At 63.6% G+C, this 16,311-nt stretch carries 14 protein-coding genes; 4 read left to right on the top strand and 10 right to left on the bottom strand.

Features of this window, described 5'->3' with window-relative positions:
• Together FHW96_RS12015 and FHW96_RS12010 are read right to left on the bottom strand one after the other, a co-directional pair.
• Nucleotides 1-95 (bottom strand): hypothetical protein (locus tag FHW96_RS12015; protein WP_172340799.1); only part of this gene is annotated, 95 nt, incomplete at its 3' end.
• 572 nt (nucleotides 96-667) lie between these two features.
• Nucleotides 668-1,423 (bottom strand): sugar transferase, encoded by a 756-nt coding sequence (locus FHW96_RS12010; protein WP_281379402.1) that lies wholly within the window; start codon nucleotides 1,421-1,423, stop codon nucleotides 668-670.
• Nucleotides 1,424-2,162: 739 nt separating this feature from the next.
• Between FHW96_RS12010 and FHW96_RS12005 the strand changes: the two genes are divergently transcribed.
• Both FHW96_RS12005 and FHW96_RS12000 read left to right on the top strand, forming a co-directional pair.
• Nucleotides 2,163-3,026, top strand: a complete 864-nt coding sequence (locus tag FHW96_RS12005) for a cytochrome b/b6 domain-containing protein (protein ID WP_172340798.1) — start codon at nucleotides 2,163-2,165, stop codon at nucleotides 3,024-3,026.
• Complete coding sequence (locus FHW96_RS12000; RefSeq protein WP_172340797.1) at nucleotides 3,023-3,775, top strand: molybdopterin-dependent oxidoreductase; 753 nt, start codon at nucleotides 3,023-3,025, stop codon at nucleotides 3,773-3,775. Before FHW96_RS12005 ends, FHW96_RS12000 begins: the two co-directional genes overlap by 4 nt.
• Before the next feature lie 247 nt (nucleotides 3,776-4,022).
• Here the strand turns inward: FHW96_RS12000 and wecC are convergent, their stop codons facing one another.
• Nucleotides 4,023-5,324: a UDP-N-acetyl-D-mannosamine dehydrogenase gene (gene wecC / locus FHW96_RS11995; protein ID WP_172340796.1), complete on the bottom strand. Its 1,302-nt coding sequence runs from the start codon at nucleotides 5,322-5,324 to the stop codon at nucleotides 4,023-4,025.
• Nucleotides 5,321-6,460, bottom strand: coding sequence for a non-hydrolyzing UDP-N-acetylglucosamine 2-epimerase (wecB, locus tag FHW96_RS11990; RefSeq protein WP_172340795.1), 1,140 nt, complete (start codon nucleotides 6,458-6,460; stop codon nucleotides 5,321-5,323). The genes wecC and wecB overlap by 4 nt, the downstream gene beginning before the upstream one ends.
• Nucleotides 6,461-6,612: 152 nt before the next feature.
• On the opposite strand from wecB, the gene FHW96_RS11985 reads away from it, so the two are divergent.
• On the top strand, nucleotides 6,613-7,941 hold the full coding sequence (locus tag FHW96_RS11985) for a nucleotide sugar dehydrogenase (RefSeq protein ID WP_172340794.1): 1,329 nt from the start codon (nucleotides 6,613-6,615) through the stop codon (nucleotides 7,939-7,941).
• Nucleotides 7,942-8,204: 263 nt separating this feature from the next.
• Here the strand turns inward: FHW96_RS11985 and FHW96_RS11980 are convergent, their stop codons facing one another.
• The 5 genes from FHW96_RS11980 to dapD all read right to left on the bottom strand — a co-directional run bounded on the left by FHW96_RS11980 (nucleotide 8,205) and on the right by dapD (nucleotide 12,333).
• Complete coding sequence (locus FHW96_RS11980) at nucleotides 8,205-8,762, bottom strand: thermonuclease family protein (RefSeq protein ID WP_253950895.1); 558 nt, start codon at nucleotides 8,760-8,762, stop codon at nucleotides 8,205-8,207.
• A 4-nt stretch (nucleotides 8,763-8,766) separates the two neighbouring features.
• Nucleotides 8,767-10,089: a NupC/NupG family nucleoside CNT transporter gene (locus FHW96_RS11975; RefSeq protein WP_172340793.1), complete on the bottom strand. Its 1,323-nt coding sequence runs from the start codon at nucleotides 10,087-10,089 to the stop codon at nucleotides 8,767-8,769.
• 96 nt (nucleotides 10,090-10,185) lie between these two features.
• Nucleotides 10,186-10,623, bottom strand: a complete 438-nt coding sequence (locus FHW96_RS11970) for a potassium channel family protein (protein ID WP_172340792.1) — start codon at nucleotides 10,621-10,623, stop codon at nucleotides 10,186-10,188.
• 47 nt (nucleotides 10,624-10,670) lie between these two features.
• Nucleotides 10,671-11,471 carry a glutaminyl-peptide cyclotransferase gene (locus FHW96_RS11965; protein WP_172340791.1) on the bottom strand — a complete coding sequence of 267 codons (801 nt, stop codon included), beginning with the start codon at nucleotides 11,469-11,471 and terminating at the stop codon, nucleotides 10,671-10,673.
• A 19-nt stretch (nucleotides 11,472-11,490) separates the two neighbouring features.
• Nucleotides 11,491-12,333: a 2,3,4,5-tetrahydropyridine-2,6-dicarboxylate N-succinyltransferase gene (gene dapD / locus FHW96_RS11960; protein WP_172340790.1), complete on the bottom strand. Its 843-nt coding sequence runs from the start codon at nucleotides 12,331-12,333 to the stop codon at nucleotides 11,491-11,493.
• Nucleotides 12,334-12,482: 149 nt separating this feature from the next.
• Between dapD and FHW96_RS11955 the strand changes: the two genes are divergently transcribed.
• Nucleotides 12,483-14,900, top strand: coding sequence for a S8 family peptidase (locus FHW96_RS11955; protein WP_172340789.1), 2,418 nt, complete (start codon nucleotides 12,483-12,485; stop codon nucleotides 14,898-14,900).
• Nucleotides 14,901-14,959: 59 nt separating this feature from the next.
• Here the strand turns inward: FHW96_RS11955 and FHW96_RS11950 are convergent, their stop codons facing one another.
• Nucleotides 14,960-16,246 carry a dipeptidase gene (locus tag FHW96_RS11950; RefSeq protein ID WP_172340788.1) on the bottom strand — a complete coding sequence of 429 codons (1,287 nt, stop codon included), beginning with the start codon at nucleotides 16,244-16,246 and terminating at the stop codon, nucleotides 14,960-14,962.
• Nucleotides 16,247-16,311: the final 65 nt, after the last annotated feature.

Below are 16,311 nucleotides of genomic sequence, written 5' to 3'. Positions count from 1 at the left end.
TCCTTGTCGATGCAAACCACATCGTGACCAAAATCGGCAAAGCACGCGCCTGACACAAGACCAACATAGCCCGAGCCAACCATTGCTATCTTCATCGTCTAAACCCCCTCACAGTCAAAAGACTGTTTCGTGAACGCTGGTAAAGTGGGCGCCATTGCGATGAATGGCGGCAGGAAATATTTATTCGAATATTTGTGATCAAATGCCGTAACTGGATGCTTTCCAATGCAGTAGGCATTTGAATTGTTCGGTTCGGCGGATCGGAAAATTGATGCCATCTGCAGTCATTACGAAGTAACACTTATTCGGCCATGGACCGGATGGTCAAGAATGCATCGAATTGATATTGGACTATTCTGGCCATTTCACAGGTCCGATTTCATTCTTTTCAAACCGAATGTTGTGCGAAATTCGCCGATATGCGGTGGTGCACAGGGCGATGCGCCGGTCGGCGCAAATCCGACAGGCGCGATCATCCCTTCGATAAGGCCTCGCCCCCTCCCTACGCGCAGGCACCCCCGCCAGCCATCAGCCTGATGGCTGGAACCGTGAGGCAGGTCTGTCGAAGGAGGGGGCATCTGTTGGCCGCGATCGGGATATGGCGATCCCGCGGTGGACGCAGGAGCATTCGGGCACATTGTCCCCGAATGGAAACGATCCTTACGCCTTAATAAGACCCATGCTGGCGCAGCACCGCAGGCACCGTCAGCAGGATGATCCGGCTGTAGAGCCGCAGGGTGCGGGTGCGGACATAAAGCACATCCATGGCGACGCGGCGGCGATAGGACGTGTCGTTGCGGCCCGAAATCTGCCACAGGCCGGTGATGCCGGGGCGCACCTTGCAATAGGCGTTGAAACGGCGACCATAGCGGATGATTTCGCCCGCCACGATGGGGCGCGGCCCGACCCAGCTCATCGTGCCCAGCAGAACGTTGAAGATCTGCGGCAATTCATCCAGACTGGTCTTGCGCAGGAATACGCCGATGGGCGTGATGCGCGGATCGTTGCGCAATTTGTGATCGCGTTCCCATTCCGCTCGCGCCGCCGGATTTTCGCGCAGCAGCGCCGCCAAACGTTTGTCCGCATCGCAAACCATCGTGCGGAATTTGAAGCAGTAGAATTCCTGTCCGTTGCGGCCGATGCGGCGGTGGCGGAAAATAGCGGGCCCTTCACTGGTCAGCTTGACCGCGATGGCCACGGCCAGCAGCAGCGGCGCCAACACCACCAGCGCGGCCATGGAAAGGGCGATGTCGACGGTCCGGAACCAGTCCAGACCGCCACGAAATTCGCTTTCGTCGCCATTGTCATCATCGAGAGGATCGTGGTCGCTCTGAAACAAGAGCTGGCCATTGATCAGGCGATCCTCGACCTTGACGGCAGGCGTTCGCGCAGAAGCGATGGATTGCGCAGGCATTGCAACCATGAATGATCCCCCTTGTGTGCAGTGCAGCGTAGTCTTTGCTTTCTTCGCAGTTAACTGCTTACGCATCCGAAATGGTGGCAAAAACTGGATGAAAGGTCCGGCGGTGTCGGGAATGAATGTATAGTTACCGATGGCGCTCTCTCGCGAAGATCTTCCCGTAATTCTTGCGTTTCGGTGTATTTATTGATGGAATCCTGCGCGCCACGCCCTGCTATGCTGCGTATGCGAATATGACATGGCGGCACTGTTACAGACGATTGCAGCCGGGTCTTGAACCATACGTGTCGGCTCCGAATCGGGCCCGGTTCCTGCGCTCCATTGTGCAGATGCGTCATGGGGCTTGCCTCGCCCTCGGGCCCGGCCGGACCGGGCTTTGGGGCCGTTTTGCTGCGCGGCATGGCGCTGCCGAAACGAATCCAGGCGGGCCTGTTGCGGCGCTCGGCGCGCCCTTTGGCGGCATGGGCGCGGCCATGCGCGGACGGGCGGGGTAAGCGGCTGGCAAGCGGTGGAAAACGCACAGGCATGCCGCCGTCGCCGTGATGGGGGCGCCCCTGATCCTTGCCCGCTTCGGGCCGGGCTTCGGCCTTGAAGGCGGCAGGGCAATTTCCCGGAATGCGCAAGAGGGCGGCGGTTGCGGACATGAACAGAGTTTACGCCCGGCCCACCTGTGGCGCACATATGGACGCTGCGATTTTGGTCCTATCTTGCCGGGCGGGCATTGCTGGCCTAGATTCGCGCTATGGATGAGGACAAGAACTTCACTCCCTTCAAGGGCCGCATCCTGCGCGAGGGCAGCGATGCGCCGCGCGCTCCGGCGCGCCGTCACCGACTCTCCACGCGGCTGTGGCATTGGGCCAATGTGCTGGTGCTGCTGGTGATGGCGATGAGCGGGCTGATGATCTTCAACGCCCATCCCCGACTCTATTGGGGGGCCTACGGCGCAAATGACGATCCGGCATGGCTGGAATTTGGCGTCTGGACCGATGATGCGGGGGCCAATCACGGCGGCATCACCCTGCTGGGGCATACGGTTGAGACCACCGGAATCTTTGGCCTTTCGCGAGGGAGCGATGGGCAGGAACTGGCGCTGGCCTTTCCCGGCTGGATGACGCTGCCCTCGACCTATGATCTGGCGCTGGCGCGCAGCTGGCATCTGGCTTTCGCATGGGGGCTGGCCTTGGGGCTGGCGGCCTATCTGCTCTGGTCGCTGGCCAATGGGCATATCAGGCGGGATCTGCACATCACGCGGGCCGAATGGTCGCCGCGTTCGATTGCGCGCGATGTGGTCGATCATCTGCGCTTTCGCTTTCATGATGATGGCTATGGCGTGTTGCAGAAGCTGGCCTATGCCGGGGTGCTGTTCGGCTTGCTGCCGCTGATGATTGCATCCGGGCTGGCGCTATCGCCGGGGATGGATGCGGCGGCGCCGTGGCTGCTCGATGTTTTGGGCGGGCGGCAATCGGCGCGTTCGCTGCATTTTCTCGGGCTTTGCGGGATTGGGCTGTTCGTGGTGGTGCATCTGGCGATGGTGCTGGCATCGGGGCCGGTGAATCAGGTGCGCGGCATGATTACGGGCCAAAAGCGCGAGGGAGACAGGCCATGATTTCGCTGCCCACAATATCGAGGAGGGGCCTGATCGCGGGTGGCGGCCTGCTGCTTTCGGGTTGCGATCGGGTCGTTCGCCAGCCCACGATTGAAGGCTGGGTAGAAGGCGCGGCGGGGCTGCATATGCCTGCGCAAAGGCTGCTGCTGGGCCGCGATGCTCTGGCGCGCGAATTTCGCGAGGCCGACATGTCGCCCACCTTCCGCTCCAACGGCAACACCGAGGGCGATGCGGCATGGGCGGCCCATGCGGCAGAGGGCTTTGCGCGATGGTCGCTGCGCGTCGATGGCCTTGTCAAACGCCCGCTCGATCTGCCGCTGACCGCGCTCAAAGCCATGACCCAGCGCCGCCAGATCACCCGTCACGATTGCGTCGAGGGATGGTCCGCCATCGGCCAGTGGCAGGGGCCGCAATTGGCGCAGGTGCTGGCCATGGCTGGGCTGATGCCTTCTGCGCGATTCGTGGTGTTCCACTGCGCCGACAAAACCGGCGAGGATCCCTATTACGAAAGCATCGACCTTGTGGACGCCTTCCACCTCCAGACGATTCTGGCTTGGGGCATGAACGGGCGCGAATTGCCTGTGGAGCATGGCGCCCCGGTTCGCCTGCGCGTCGAGCGGCAGTTGGGGTATAAGCAGGCCAAATATGTGATGCGGGTGGAAGTGCGCGATACGCTTGCCGGGCTCTATGGCGGCAAGGGCGGCTATTGGGAGGATGTGGCCGGGTATCAGTGGTATGGGGGGATTTGATTGTTAGGGGCAGGTTTTGCCTCCGGCGAGTTAAGGGCGGGGGCCCTTAACAATCCCGATACTGTCGATGTGGCGCTTTGATCGCGACGCGGCGTTGGAATGATAAAGCCTGCAGCGCTTTAAGGCAGAACCTCACCGCGCCGCAGGCTTTCAAATGATAGAGATACACGCAAGTTGGCCACCCCGGCACCACCCCATTGATGGGATTGCAAAGGGACTGAGTCCCTTTGCCCGCCGGAGGCAAACCTTACCCCACCAATCTCAACCCCTCGCCAACCTCAACCCCACCCTTGGGCTGATCGGGCCAGATGCCGCGCGTGTCATAGACGATCTTGCCTGCACGTTCGGCCAGAGGCACCTGACGGAAGGCGTCGTGATCGACGAGGACCAGCAGGATGTCGCATTCCTCCAGCGCCTCGTCGAGGTCGATCTGGGTCGCGCCTGTGCCTTCGAACTCGCGCGGCAGGACGGTGGCATAGGGTTCGACGATGCTCATCCGTTCGCGATATTTGCGGGCGAGGGTGGCGGCGACAAGGCGCGCCGGGCTCTCGCGGAAATCGTCGATATTGGCCTTGAACGCCAGCCCCAGCGCCGCGATGCGGGCACCCGGATGGGCGGCAATCAGTTCGTCGGCCTTGGCGATCACGTGGTGGATCTTGCCGTCGTTCACGCCCCGCGCGGTGCGGATGAGGGGCGTTTCGGCAGGCGCGCTCGACACGATGAACCACGGATCGACCGCGATGCAATGGCCGCCCACGCCCGGACCGGGCGACAGGATGTTCACGCGCGGATGGCGATTGGCCAGCTTGATGACTTCCCACACGTCCAGACCCATGCGGTCGGCGACGATGGAGAGCTCGTTGGCAAAGGCGATGTTCACGTCGCGATAGGCGTTTTCGACCAGCTTGGTCATTTCCGCGCTGCGCGCATCAGTGGCGATACACTGGCCGCGCACGAAGATCTTATAGAAGCCCACTGCCTTGCGCGCGCAACGGGGCGTGATGCCGCCAATGGAGCGATCATTCTCGGTCAGCTCGTGCAGGATGCGGCCGGGCAGCACGCGTTCCGGGCAATAGGCGATCGACATATCGGGCGTGTCGCGGGTCAGGCCGGGAATTTTCAGATCCGGGCGCATTTCGGCAAACAGATCGCGGATCTGCTCGGTGGTGCCAACCGGCGACGTCGATTCGAGGATGACGATATCGCCATGCTTGAGCACCGGCGCGATGGAGCGCGCCGCGGTCAGCACATAGGACACATCCGGTTCGTGGTTCGGACCAAAGGGCGTGGGCACGGCGATGACAAACACATCGGCAGGCGCAACCTCCAGCGAGGCCGTCAGCAGCCCGCGACCCACCACGGCATGGACGAGCCCGTCCAGATCGACTTCCTCAATATGGATTTCGCCGCGATTGATCGTGTCCACCACCTTCTGGCTGACATCGATGCCGCGTACGCGGCAGCCCGAACGGGCGACAATGGCGGCAGTGGGCAGGCCGATATATCCCAGGCCCACCACACAAACGTCAGGCTTCTTGTCCGATTTCATGCGCCCCATACCTCCTGCGCCAGCGCGTCCACGATGCGGCGCGAGGACTGCCCATCCCCGAACGGGTTATGGGCGCGCGCCATGGCTTCGTAGGCGGCCTTATCGTCAAGAAGGCTGAAGATTTCGGAAACAATACGTGAAGAATCGGTGCCCACCAGCCGCGCCGTTCCGGCAACAACCCCTTCGGGCCGCTCGGTCGTCTCGCGCATCACCAATACAGGCTTGCCCAGCGCAGGCGCTTCTTCCTGCACTCCGCCCGAATCGGTCAGCATGATTTCGGCCATCGAGAGCAGCCGCGCAAAATGCGGATAATCGAGCGGCTCGATCAGCGCGACATTATCGAGGCCCGCAAGCCGCTCATTCATCACCGCGCGCACATTGGGATTGAGATGCACGGGGAAGATGATCGCCGTATCGGGCCTTTCGGCAATCTGGCGAATCGCGCTGGCGATATTTTCCATGCCTTCGCCGAAATTCTCGCGGCGGTGGCTGGTGACGCCGATGATTCGCTTGCCCTTGAAGCGCTCGGCCAGTTCATCCAGCCCGGTGGCCAGTTCCGGCTGCGCCTCGATTCGCGCCAGCACCCAATGCAGCGCATCGATCACGGTGTTGCCCGTAACATGGACCCGGTCCGCGCTGACGTTTTCACGCAGCAGCGCCGCCTCGCTGGTGGTGGTCGGCGCAAAATGCAAAGAAGCGATGCCCCCGATGATCTTGCGGTTCACCTCCTCGGGCCATGGGTGATAGATATTGCCCGAGCGCAGCCCCGCCTCGACATGATCGACCGGCAATTTGCGGTAATAGGCCGCCAGAGCCCCCGCCATGGCGGTGGCCGTATCGCCCTGAACGATCACGCGGTCGGGCTGAACCTTGTCCATCACGGCGCCCAATTCGGTCAGCAGCGCGGCGGTCAGCCCGTCGAGCGTCTGATTCGGGCGCATCAGGTCAAGGTCATGGTCCGGCACGATCCCGGCAATTTCCAGCACCTGATCCAGCATCGCGCGATGCTGGGCCGAAACGCAGACGACGGGTTCGAATCGCGGATCCTGCTTCAGCGCCGCCACCACCGTGAACAATTTGATCGCTTCGGGGCGGGTGCCGAAAATAACGAGAATCTTGGCCGGTTGATCGGTCATGCGAATACTCTGCTTTCTGGTTGCCTTCATGGGCCGTTTGCCGCGGCTGCTTTAGCTTCGCAGGTGTTAACTGTAATATAAGAGCCTTGGGCCTAAGCCTCCGGGCGGCAAATTCCATGCCGAGCCGCCAGAGGGGGTTCGCTTTGACGTATATGTATTCCAAGGTGGCGGTGGATGATGCCGCGCCTGTATCGCTTGGTTCTGTGGATGCGGTCCAGCGGGTGACCCGCGTGGTGGTGGTTGGGCTGGGCTATGTCGGCCTGCCGCTGGCGGTGGCGCTGGCGGGCAAGTTTGAGACGGTCGGCCTCGACATTGACGTGCGCCGCATTGATGAATTGAACTCCGGCCATGACCGCACCGGCGAAATCGACCGCGACCGCCTTGCCGCCAGCACGCTGGCGTTGGCCGCCGATCCGCAGGTCTGCCCCCCGGCCGATTATTATATCGTGACCGTGCCCACGCCCATCGACGGCGCGAATCGTCCCGATCTGCGCATGGTCGAGGCCGCCAGCCGCACCGTGGGCGCGATGCTGCCCGCCGCTATTGCCGAAGGGCGTGTGCCGGTGGTGGTCTATGAAAGCACCGTCTATCCCGGCGTGACCGAGGACATTTGCGCCCCCATCCTTGAGGCGCATTCGGGCCTGCTGTGCGGGCGCGACTTCTTTCTCGGATACAGCCCCGAACGCATCAACCCGGGCGACCGCGAACATACGATCGACAAGATCACCAAGGTCGTTTCGGGCCAGACGCCCGAAGTGCTCGACCGCGTGGCCCATCTCTATGGTTCGGTGACCAGCGGCGGCACCTTCCGTGCGGCCAGCATCAAGGCCGCCGAAGCCGCCAAGGTGATCGAAAACGCCCAGCGCGACATCAACATCGCCTTCATGAACGAGATCGCCCAGATCTTTAACAAGCTCGACATCTCGATCTGGGATGTGCTGGCGGCAGCGCGGACCAAGTGGAACTTCCTGCCCTTCTCGCCCGGCCTTGTGGGTGGACACTGCATCGGGGTGGATCCGTACTATCTGTCGCACCGGGCTGAACAGCTTGGGCTTGATCCGCGCGTGATCCTCTCAGGGCGCGGCATCAACGATTCGATGGCCGGGTGGGTGGCCAAGGAACTGCACAAAGCGCGCGGCGGGAAACCGGGCAGCGTGTTGATGCTGGGCCTGACTTTCAAGGAAAACATCCCCGATCTGCGCAATTCCAAGGTGGCGGATCTGGTCTCGGCGCTGGGCCGTTTGGGCCATGGCGTGGCGGTCCACGACCCCCATGCCGATGGCGATGAGGCGATGCATGAATATGGCATCCCGCTTGTCCATGATGCGCTGGAGCGGACCTATGACATGGTCGTCCTTGCCGTGCCGCACCGCGAATATTACGAACTGGGCGGGGAGGCTCTGCGCGGGCTGTTGAACGCCGGGGGGACTCTGGCTGACCTTAAGGGTGAGTTGGGGGATGCGGCGGATTGGACTTTGTGATTTAGGGGTTTGATGCCTCCGGCGGGCAAAGGGACTCGTCCCTTTGCAATCCCATTTTTGGGGTGTGGTTCGCAGGGGAGACGTTGAATTTGTGGTTTTGAAAGCCTGCGGCGCGGAGAAGTATACCTTCAAGCGCCGCAGGCTTTATCATTTCAACGCCGCGTTGATCAGCCTTGGCCGAGACAGGGCACGACATAGACAATACCGGGATTGTTAAGGGCCCCCGCCCTTAACCCGCCGGAGGCATCTTTAACCCCTAAAAATCAATGACACCAATCCCGCCGATGCCCGGTCCACCGCTCGGCCAGTCCTTCGCTGACCAATACCGCGCCAAGGCTTTTCCCGCCCCGCGTGATATCGCGCAATTTGCGGCCATATTTGTCCACGTCCCGGCTGCCCTCGACCACCACGGAAAACGCGCCCGCATTGAGCAGGCCCATCAGCCGGTCGCGGGCCTTGTCGCCCAACTGCTCCTCGTAATCGCATTGCGGGTGGCTGATTTCGGGAGCGTTGATGTCGGCGATGCGGATCTTCTCGCCCTGAAACCAGATCGTGTCGCCATCGACGACGCAGGTGACGCGGACATGGCCTTTGCACAGGGCGAAATGGGCCGATTCGCGGTCCTGCGCGGCGGGTTTGAGGTCCGATGCCGTTATGCCTGCGGGTTGCGGCGCGCTCCATTGCCGCCAGCGCGTGCTGACCACACTGATCGCCATCAACAGCAGCACGGCGGTGAACACCGTGCCGATGCCTGCCTTACGCCTTGGCCGCGCGCGCTTGGGCATAGCGGCGGCCCATTCTTCATCCCAACGCTGGCTCATGGTGTTACAGCGACAGGAACAGCCCGGCCAGCGCCGCGCTCATCAGATTGGACAAGGCGCCGGCCGCCAGAGCCTTCAGCCCCATCTTGGCGATCAGGGGGCGTTGGTTGGGGGCAAGGCTGCCGGTCACGGCCATCTGGATCGCGATGGACGAGAAATTGGCAAAGCCGCACAGCGCAAAAGTGACGATGGCCACGGTCTTGGCTGACAATTCCTTGGCCTGCCCAAGGTCGATGAAGGAGACGAATTCGTTGAGCACGATCTTGGTCCCGAACATGCCGCCCGCGCGCATCGCCTCGGCCCATGTCGGCGCGCCCAGCAGGCTGAAGATCGGCGCAAACAGATAGCCCAGCAATTTCTGGAATGAGAGATCGGGAATGCCGAACCAGTGCCCCACGCCCCCCACGATGCCATTGGCCAGCGCCACCAGCGCCACAAAGGCCAGCACCATCGCGCCCACGGCCACGGCCAGCTTCACGCCGGTCTGCGCGCCTTCGCTGGCGGCCATAATGATATTGGCGGGGCGTTCCTCGTCATGGGCCAGCGGCACCGGCTCATCCACATGCACGCCGGGCTGATGCGTCACATCGGCGCGGTTCAATGCGGCGGCGGCAAGACCAGCGGGAGGCACCATGTTTTCGGGCAGATCGCCATCGACCGGCGGGGGCGTGCGCGGATCGGGCATCATGATCTTGGCCATGCAGATCCCGCCCGGCGCCGACATAAAGGCGGCGGCCACCAGATAGTCGATGCGGATGCCCATGCTGGCATAGGCGGCCAGAATCGTGCCCGCCACACCCGCCATGCCCACGGTCATCACACAGAACAATTGCGCAGGCGAGAGCGCCGCCAGATAGGGCCGGATCACCAGCGGCGCCTCGGACTGGCCGACAAAGATATTGCTGGCCGCACATAGCGATTCGATCCGGCTGATGCCCGTCAGCTTTTCAAGCCCGCCCCCGATCCAGCGGATCACCAGCGGCATGATGCGCAGATAATAGAGGATCGAGATCAGCGATGCGAAGAAGATGATGACCGGCAGCGCCGAAATGGCAAAGCTGGCCCCGCCGATTTCCGGTTTCGCCAAGGGGCCGAACAGGAAATCCACCCCCGAATGAGCATAGGCCAAGAGCGAGGACACCCCGCCCGCCACGACCTGCAACGCGGCATTGCCCGCAGGCACATAAAGCACCAGTGCCGCCAGCCCCGCCTGAAGCCCAAAGGCGGCCAGCACCACCCTTGGCCGCACCGCGCGCCGGTTGGAGGACAGCGCAAAAGCGATCCCCAGAATGAGCAGCATTCCCAGCAGGCTATGGATGATCGGCATGAAAAAGGTCTATCCCGTCTTGGCGCAACCGCCCATCCGTAAAGCGGGCAAGGCCGGGCCGCAAGCGGCGTTAATGCGCGGGTTTTCCATGGCGCATCAATGCGCGTCTATGCGCCCCAGCATGCGGAAAAAGAACGAGGTGGACCAGCCCAGCAGCAGCATCCCCAGAATGCTCTCAAACGCCCCGATCAGCCGCCAGTTGGCGGTGATGTGAATGTCGCTGTATCCCACCGTCGAATAGGAGATGGTCGAGAAATAGAGCGAGGGCTCCAGCCCATGCACAGCGCCCACCGCGAAATAGACCAGCGCAAAGGCCCAGATTTCCACCCCGTGCAGCGCGATGATCGCCACCACGATGGACAGCGTGAAGATGGCCCCGCGCGGCGAAAGGGGGCGGATATGGCGCAATCTTTCCACATTGGCCTCGCTGCGCAGCGCGCGCGTCAGGCCGAACAGGCCAAAGCCATGCACGATCACGCAGAGCACGACCATGGCCGAGGATACGGCAAATTGCAGGAGCAGCGTGTTGTGCATCAGGCCTCAGACATGACGGCGCGGGGCCGGTTTGTCCATGTCCCCGATCAAGGATGCGGGGCGGCGATTTCAAACATCATCGGCCATTCTTTGCCGGTAACGTAAAGATGCTTGCCCACCGCGTCCCATGCGATGCCGTTGGCAACCTGATCGGGGCCGGTGGCCCCTGCCTCACGCGCCAGCGCGGCAAGGTCGATCCAGCCCTTGACCCGGCCGGTGACAGGATCGATCCGCGCGATGCGGCTGGTCATCCAGACATTGGCGAGGATCTCGCCGTTGACCCATTCCAGCTCGTTGAGCATGTCCACCCCGATCCCGTCGGCGGTAACGCTGAGCAGACGGCGGGTGCGGAATGTGGCGGGGTCGATGAAGCGCAAAGTGCTGCTGCCGTCCGACATGATCAGTTCGGCCCCATCGGGCCGCGCCGTCATGCCCCATCCTTCGCCCATATAGGTGAAGCGGCCAAGCGGCTTGAACCCGGCGCGGGTAAAGCGAAAGCCCATCCCGTCGCGCCATGTCAGCATCAGGATCTGATCACGCCATGGCGCAATCCCTTCGCCAAACAGCGGGCGCGGCAGGTTGGTCTGCTCCAGCACGCGGCCCGTGGCCAGATCGACCCGCCGCAGGCTGGAGCGGCCCTCCATGCCGGTGCTTTCAAAGAGCTGTCCGTTATGAATGAACAGCCCCTCGGTATAGGCATGGGCATCATGGGGCAGGCGGCGCAAGACCTGCGCCGCCGCCATGGGGGTCTTGGGCGCGCGCGCGCTCTGTGCGTCGGCCGCCCCGGAGGAGGCCAGCCCCAGCGGAGCCAGCAAGGCGAGCAGCAGAGCGAAGGCGCGCTTTTTCATGAGCCTTTGCGGTCCCGGATCAGTCGCGCAGCAGATCGTTGATGCCGGTCTTGGCGCGGGTCTGGGCGTCCACGGTCTTGACGATCACGGCGCAATAGAGGCTCGGTCCCGGCGTGCCGTCGGGCAGCGGCTTGCCGGGCATCGAGCCGGGCACAACCACCGCATAGGGCGGCACGCGGCCGATATGGACTTCGCCCGTGGCGCGGTCGATGATCTTGGTCGATGCGCCGATGAACACGCCCATCGAAAGCACCGCGCCCTCGCCGATGATGACGCCTTCAACCACTTCGCTGCGCGCACCGATAAAGGCGCCGTCCTCGATGATGACCGGCCCGGCCTGAAGCGGCTCCAGCACGCCGCCGATGCCCACGCCGCCCGACAGGTGAACACCCTTGCCGATCTGCGCACACGAACCCACGGTGGCCCAGGTGTCGACCATCGAACCTTCGCCCACATAGGCGCCGATGTTCACGAACGAAGGCATCAGCACCACGTTCTTGCCGATGAACGAGCCCGCACGCGCCACCGCGCCCGGCACCACGCGGAAGCCGCCTTCGCGGAACTTGGCGTCGTCATAGCCGTCAAACTTGCTGGCCACCTTGTCGAAGGCGGGCGAGCCTGCCGAACCGCCCGGCACCACCGCATTGTCGTTCAGGCGGAACGAGAGCAGCACGGCCTTTTTCAGCCACTGATTGACCACCCATTCGCCGTCGATCTTTTCGGCCACACGCGCCGCGCCCGATTCCAGCAGGGCAAAGGCCGCCTCCACATGGGCGCGCACATCGGCGCTGGCGGGGGTGACGGTGTCGCGGGCTTCCCAGGCGGCCTCGATGGCGGCGGCAAGGACGGTAGTGTCGGTCATGGTCTTGGCCTCTTTGCGAAGGGGGACGGCATAAGCCTGTTTGATGATAGCGCCTATCGCCTGATGCGCCGCAGAACAAGGGCGAAGGCGGATCGTTACCCGGTGTTTACTGGAAAGGGTGCAGGAAGGGGGCGCAGGGGGACGGGTTTATGAATCGGGATGGGGTGTACAGGTCTTTGGCGCTGATCGGGCGTTTGCCGCTCACGGCGGTGGTAGGCGCGGGGCTGGCCGGGCTTGCGGCCTGTGGCGGGGGCGGGGGCGGCGGCGCGGTCAATTCCACGCCCAGCGGCACCAGCAGCGCCACCGCCACGCCGACCGCCACCGCGACGCCCACGCCCACGCCAACTGCCACCGTCTCTCCAGGCGCGATCATCACCCCGACCCCTTCGGCCAGTTTCCAGACCGCCGAATACAACCGCTCGACCGGACCCTCGCAGCATGGCGCGATCACCGCATGGGCGGCGGGCGCCAGCGGGCAGGGCGTGACCATCGGCATCGTCGATTCGGGGCTGGACACCACCAATCCCGAATTTGCCGGGCGGATTTCCAGCGCCTCCACCGATCTGGCGGGCAGCCGGGGCCTGAACAATGCCGACAGCGATCATGGCACTGCGGTGGCTCAGGTGGCGGCAGCCGCGCGCAATGGGGTGGGGGTGATGGGCATCGCCTTTAACGCCACCATCGCGGCCATGCGCGTCGATACGGCGGGCAGTTGCGCCAGCAGCGCGGGTTGCAGTTTTGGCGACAATGCCATCGCGGCGGGCATCACCGCCGCCATCGCCGCCGGGGCCAAGGTCATCAACCTGTCGCTGGGCGGATCGAGCCCCAATGCCAATATCACCAATGCCATCGCCAGCGCGGCGGGCGCGGGCGTGGTGGTGGTGGTCTCGGCGGGCAATGACGGGTCGGCCCAGGTCGATCCTTTTGCCTCGGGCGTGCGCGCGGCGGGCAATGGCAATGTCATTATCGCGGGCTCTGTGGGATCGACCAATGTCATCTCCAGCTTTTCCAACCGGGCCGGGACCGAGGCGGCCTCCTATCTGACGGCGCTGGGCGAGCAGATCTGCTGCCAGTATGAAAACGGCGTCATCAAAACCACGGTCTCGGGCGGCACGACCTATACGACGGTCTATAACGGCACGAGTTTTTCCGCGCCCCAGATTGCGGGCGCAGTGGCGCTGTTGCGGCAGGCTTTCCCCAACCTGACAGCGGCGCAGGCGGTGTCGATCCTGCTGACTACCGCCACCGACCTTGGCGCGACAGGCCAGGATGCGACTTATGGGCGCGGGAGCCTCGACATTGCCGCAGCGTTCAATGCGCAAGGGGCGACCTCGCTTGCCGGGACATCGACGCAAATGGCTCTGGGCGGGACCAGCGCGGTGACATCGCCCGCGATGGGCGATGCGGCGCAGAGGGCTTCGGTGGCTTCGGTGGTGCTGGATTCATATGGGCGGGCGTTTGGGGTCAATCTGGCCAATGGGCTGCGCGGCGCGTCGCTGATGCCGAAACTGACCCCGGCGCTGGTGAACCGGAATCGCGGCTTTTCGTTGGGCGACGGCGCGGTGGCAATGGCCTTTACGGTGGATGCCACCGGGCGCAATCTGGCGCTGCCATGGTCGGGCGCGCTGCGGCTTAGCCAGGAGGATGCGAGCGCGGCCCGCGTGCTGGCCGGGCGGGTGATCGCGCGGGTGGCGCCGGGGCTGTCGATGGGCTTTGCCATGGCGCAGGGGGCGGACGGGCTGGTCGCCTCCCTGCAGGGGCAGGACCGGCCCGCCTTCATGGTGGCGGGCAATCCGCTGGAGGACACCGGCTTTTTCCGCAGCGGCGAGACCTCGCTGGCGATCAGGCGCAGTTTGGGACAAGGAGGCCTTGGGCAATGGGGCCTGACGGTGATGGGCCAGCAGGGCTATGGTTGGACCGGATCGCCATGGCAGGCGTTCGGCTCGTCGAGTCAGGGCGAGAGCCGCGACCTTGTACAACGCTTCGGTTTTGCCCTCGACCGGCGGCGGGGCGATATCGAGGCCAGTCTTGGCGCAAGCTGGATGAGCGAGCAGCGCGGCATTCTGGGCGCGCGGTTCAATCCGGCGCTGGGGGCGCATGGGGCGGACACGGTGTTTGTGGATGCCGCGCTGGGCTGGCGGCCCTATCCCGATTTCCATTTTGGCGCGGCGTGGCGGCAGGGCTTTACCCGGGCGCGCGGGTCGGGCTTCATCGGCGCGGGGTCGGGGCTGGTGACCAACGGCTGGGTGGTCGATGGCTCGATCGCGAATTTCTTTAAGGTCGGCGATGTGCTGGCGCTGCGCGTCTCGCAACCTTTGCGTGTGGAGCGTGGAGGCATGAATTTCCATCTGCCGGTCGCCTATGACTATGACACCGGTGCGGTCTGGGGGATGCGGCGCCTGTCTTTGGCTCCGACCGGGCGCGAGGTGGATGCCGAATTGGCCTGGCAGTTTCCGCTCAAGGGTGGCTCGGCGGGGCTGAACCTGTTCTGGCGGGGCAATCCGGGGCATTATGCCATGTTGCCCGATGATCGGGGGGTGAGTTTGGGGTGGAAGAAGGGGTTTTAGGTTAAGTGTCTCCGGCGGGTTAAGGGCGGGGGCCCTTAACCCGCCGGAGGCAGAAAACCTTAAAACACCGTCGGATTCTCAATCGCAGCATCTCCCTTATGCGCCGCTGCATAAACCTCAGCCGCCTTCAGCACGCGCAGGAAATTCCCGCTGGCGATCTTTTTCAGATCCTCCTTGGTGTACCCCTTGCGCGCCAGCTCGACGAAGAGCGCGGGATAGGCCGAGGTGTCGGGCAGGCCTTGCAGCCCCACCGAGCCGCCGTCGAAGTCCGAGCCCAGCGCGATATGGTCGATGCCGATGCGCTGCTTGATATGGTCGATATGGGCGACGACATCGGCCAGCGTGGCGACCGGCTTGGGATTGGCCTTTTCCCAATCGGCGAGGGCTGCGGCGGCCACATCGGGCCGGTCGGGGTGCAGCGCCTTTTGTTGCGCCATCACGCCCGCGCGCTGGGCGTTCCACGCGTATTGGCCGGGGCTGATATAGCCGGGGAAGAAATTGACCGCGACCACGCCGCCATTGGCCTTCACCTTGTCCAGAACCTCGTCCGACACATTGCGCGGATGGCCCGAAATCGCCTGCGCGTTGGAGTGTGAGAAGATCACCGGCGCGCCCGAAACCTCCAGCGCGTCCAGCATCGTCTTCTGGCTGACATGCGAGAGGTCCACCAGAATCCCCAGCCGGTTCATCTCGCGCACCACGTCCTTGCCGAAAGGCGTCAGGCCATTGTGCTGGGGCGCATCGGTGCCGCTGTCGGCCCATGGGGTCGTTTTGAAGTGCGTCAGCGTCATATAGCGCACGCCAATCTCATGCAGAGTCCGCAGCACAGCCAGCGAACCGCCGATCGAATGGCCCCCTTCGGCCCCCAGCAGGCTGGCGACTTTGCCCGCCTTCCACGCCTTTTCGACGCAGGCGGCGTCCACGCAGAGCTGCATCTCGGCCGGATTGGCCGCGATGATGCGCTTCATCACATCGACCTGTTCAAGGGTGGCCTGCACCGCCTGCTGATCGTTCAATGCCGCCGAGACATAGACCGACCAGAATACGGCCTGAAGATGCCCCTGCTTCATGCGCGTCAGATCGGTCTGCATCGGCACGATCTTAGGCTTAGCGTCGGTGTTCCACTTGTCATCGCCCGGTTCGCGGGTGGTATCGTGGAAATCGAAGCCTTTGAGGACGTTATGCCGCCGGTCGCGCAATTGTTCGGGCACGTCGATATGGCCGTCCCACACCGGGGCTTCCTTCAGCGCGGCCGCCGCGATCTGTTCGGGCGTCTGGGCCGGGGCGGCCAGCAAGCTGGAGGTGGAGAGCAGGAAGGCAAGAGCGCCGGAAATCGCGTGTCGCATGAAAGCTCCGCAGGAAGAAGGGTTTGGCGCGCACAAAAGGCCATCGTCCCGCCCCGCGCAAGAGG

The organism is Novosphingobium sp. SG751A (assembly GCF_013149295.1).
GTDB lineage: Bacteria > Pseudomonadota > Alphaproteobacteria > Sphingomonadales > Sphingomonadaceae > Novosphingobium.
This window is presented reverse-complemented; position numbering and strand designations above follow the sequence as displayed.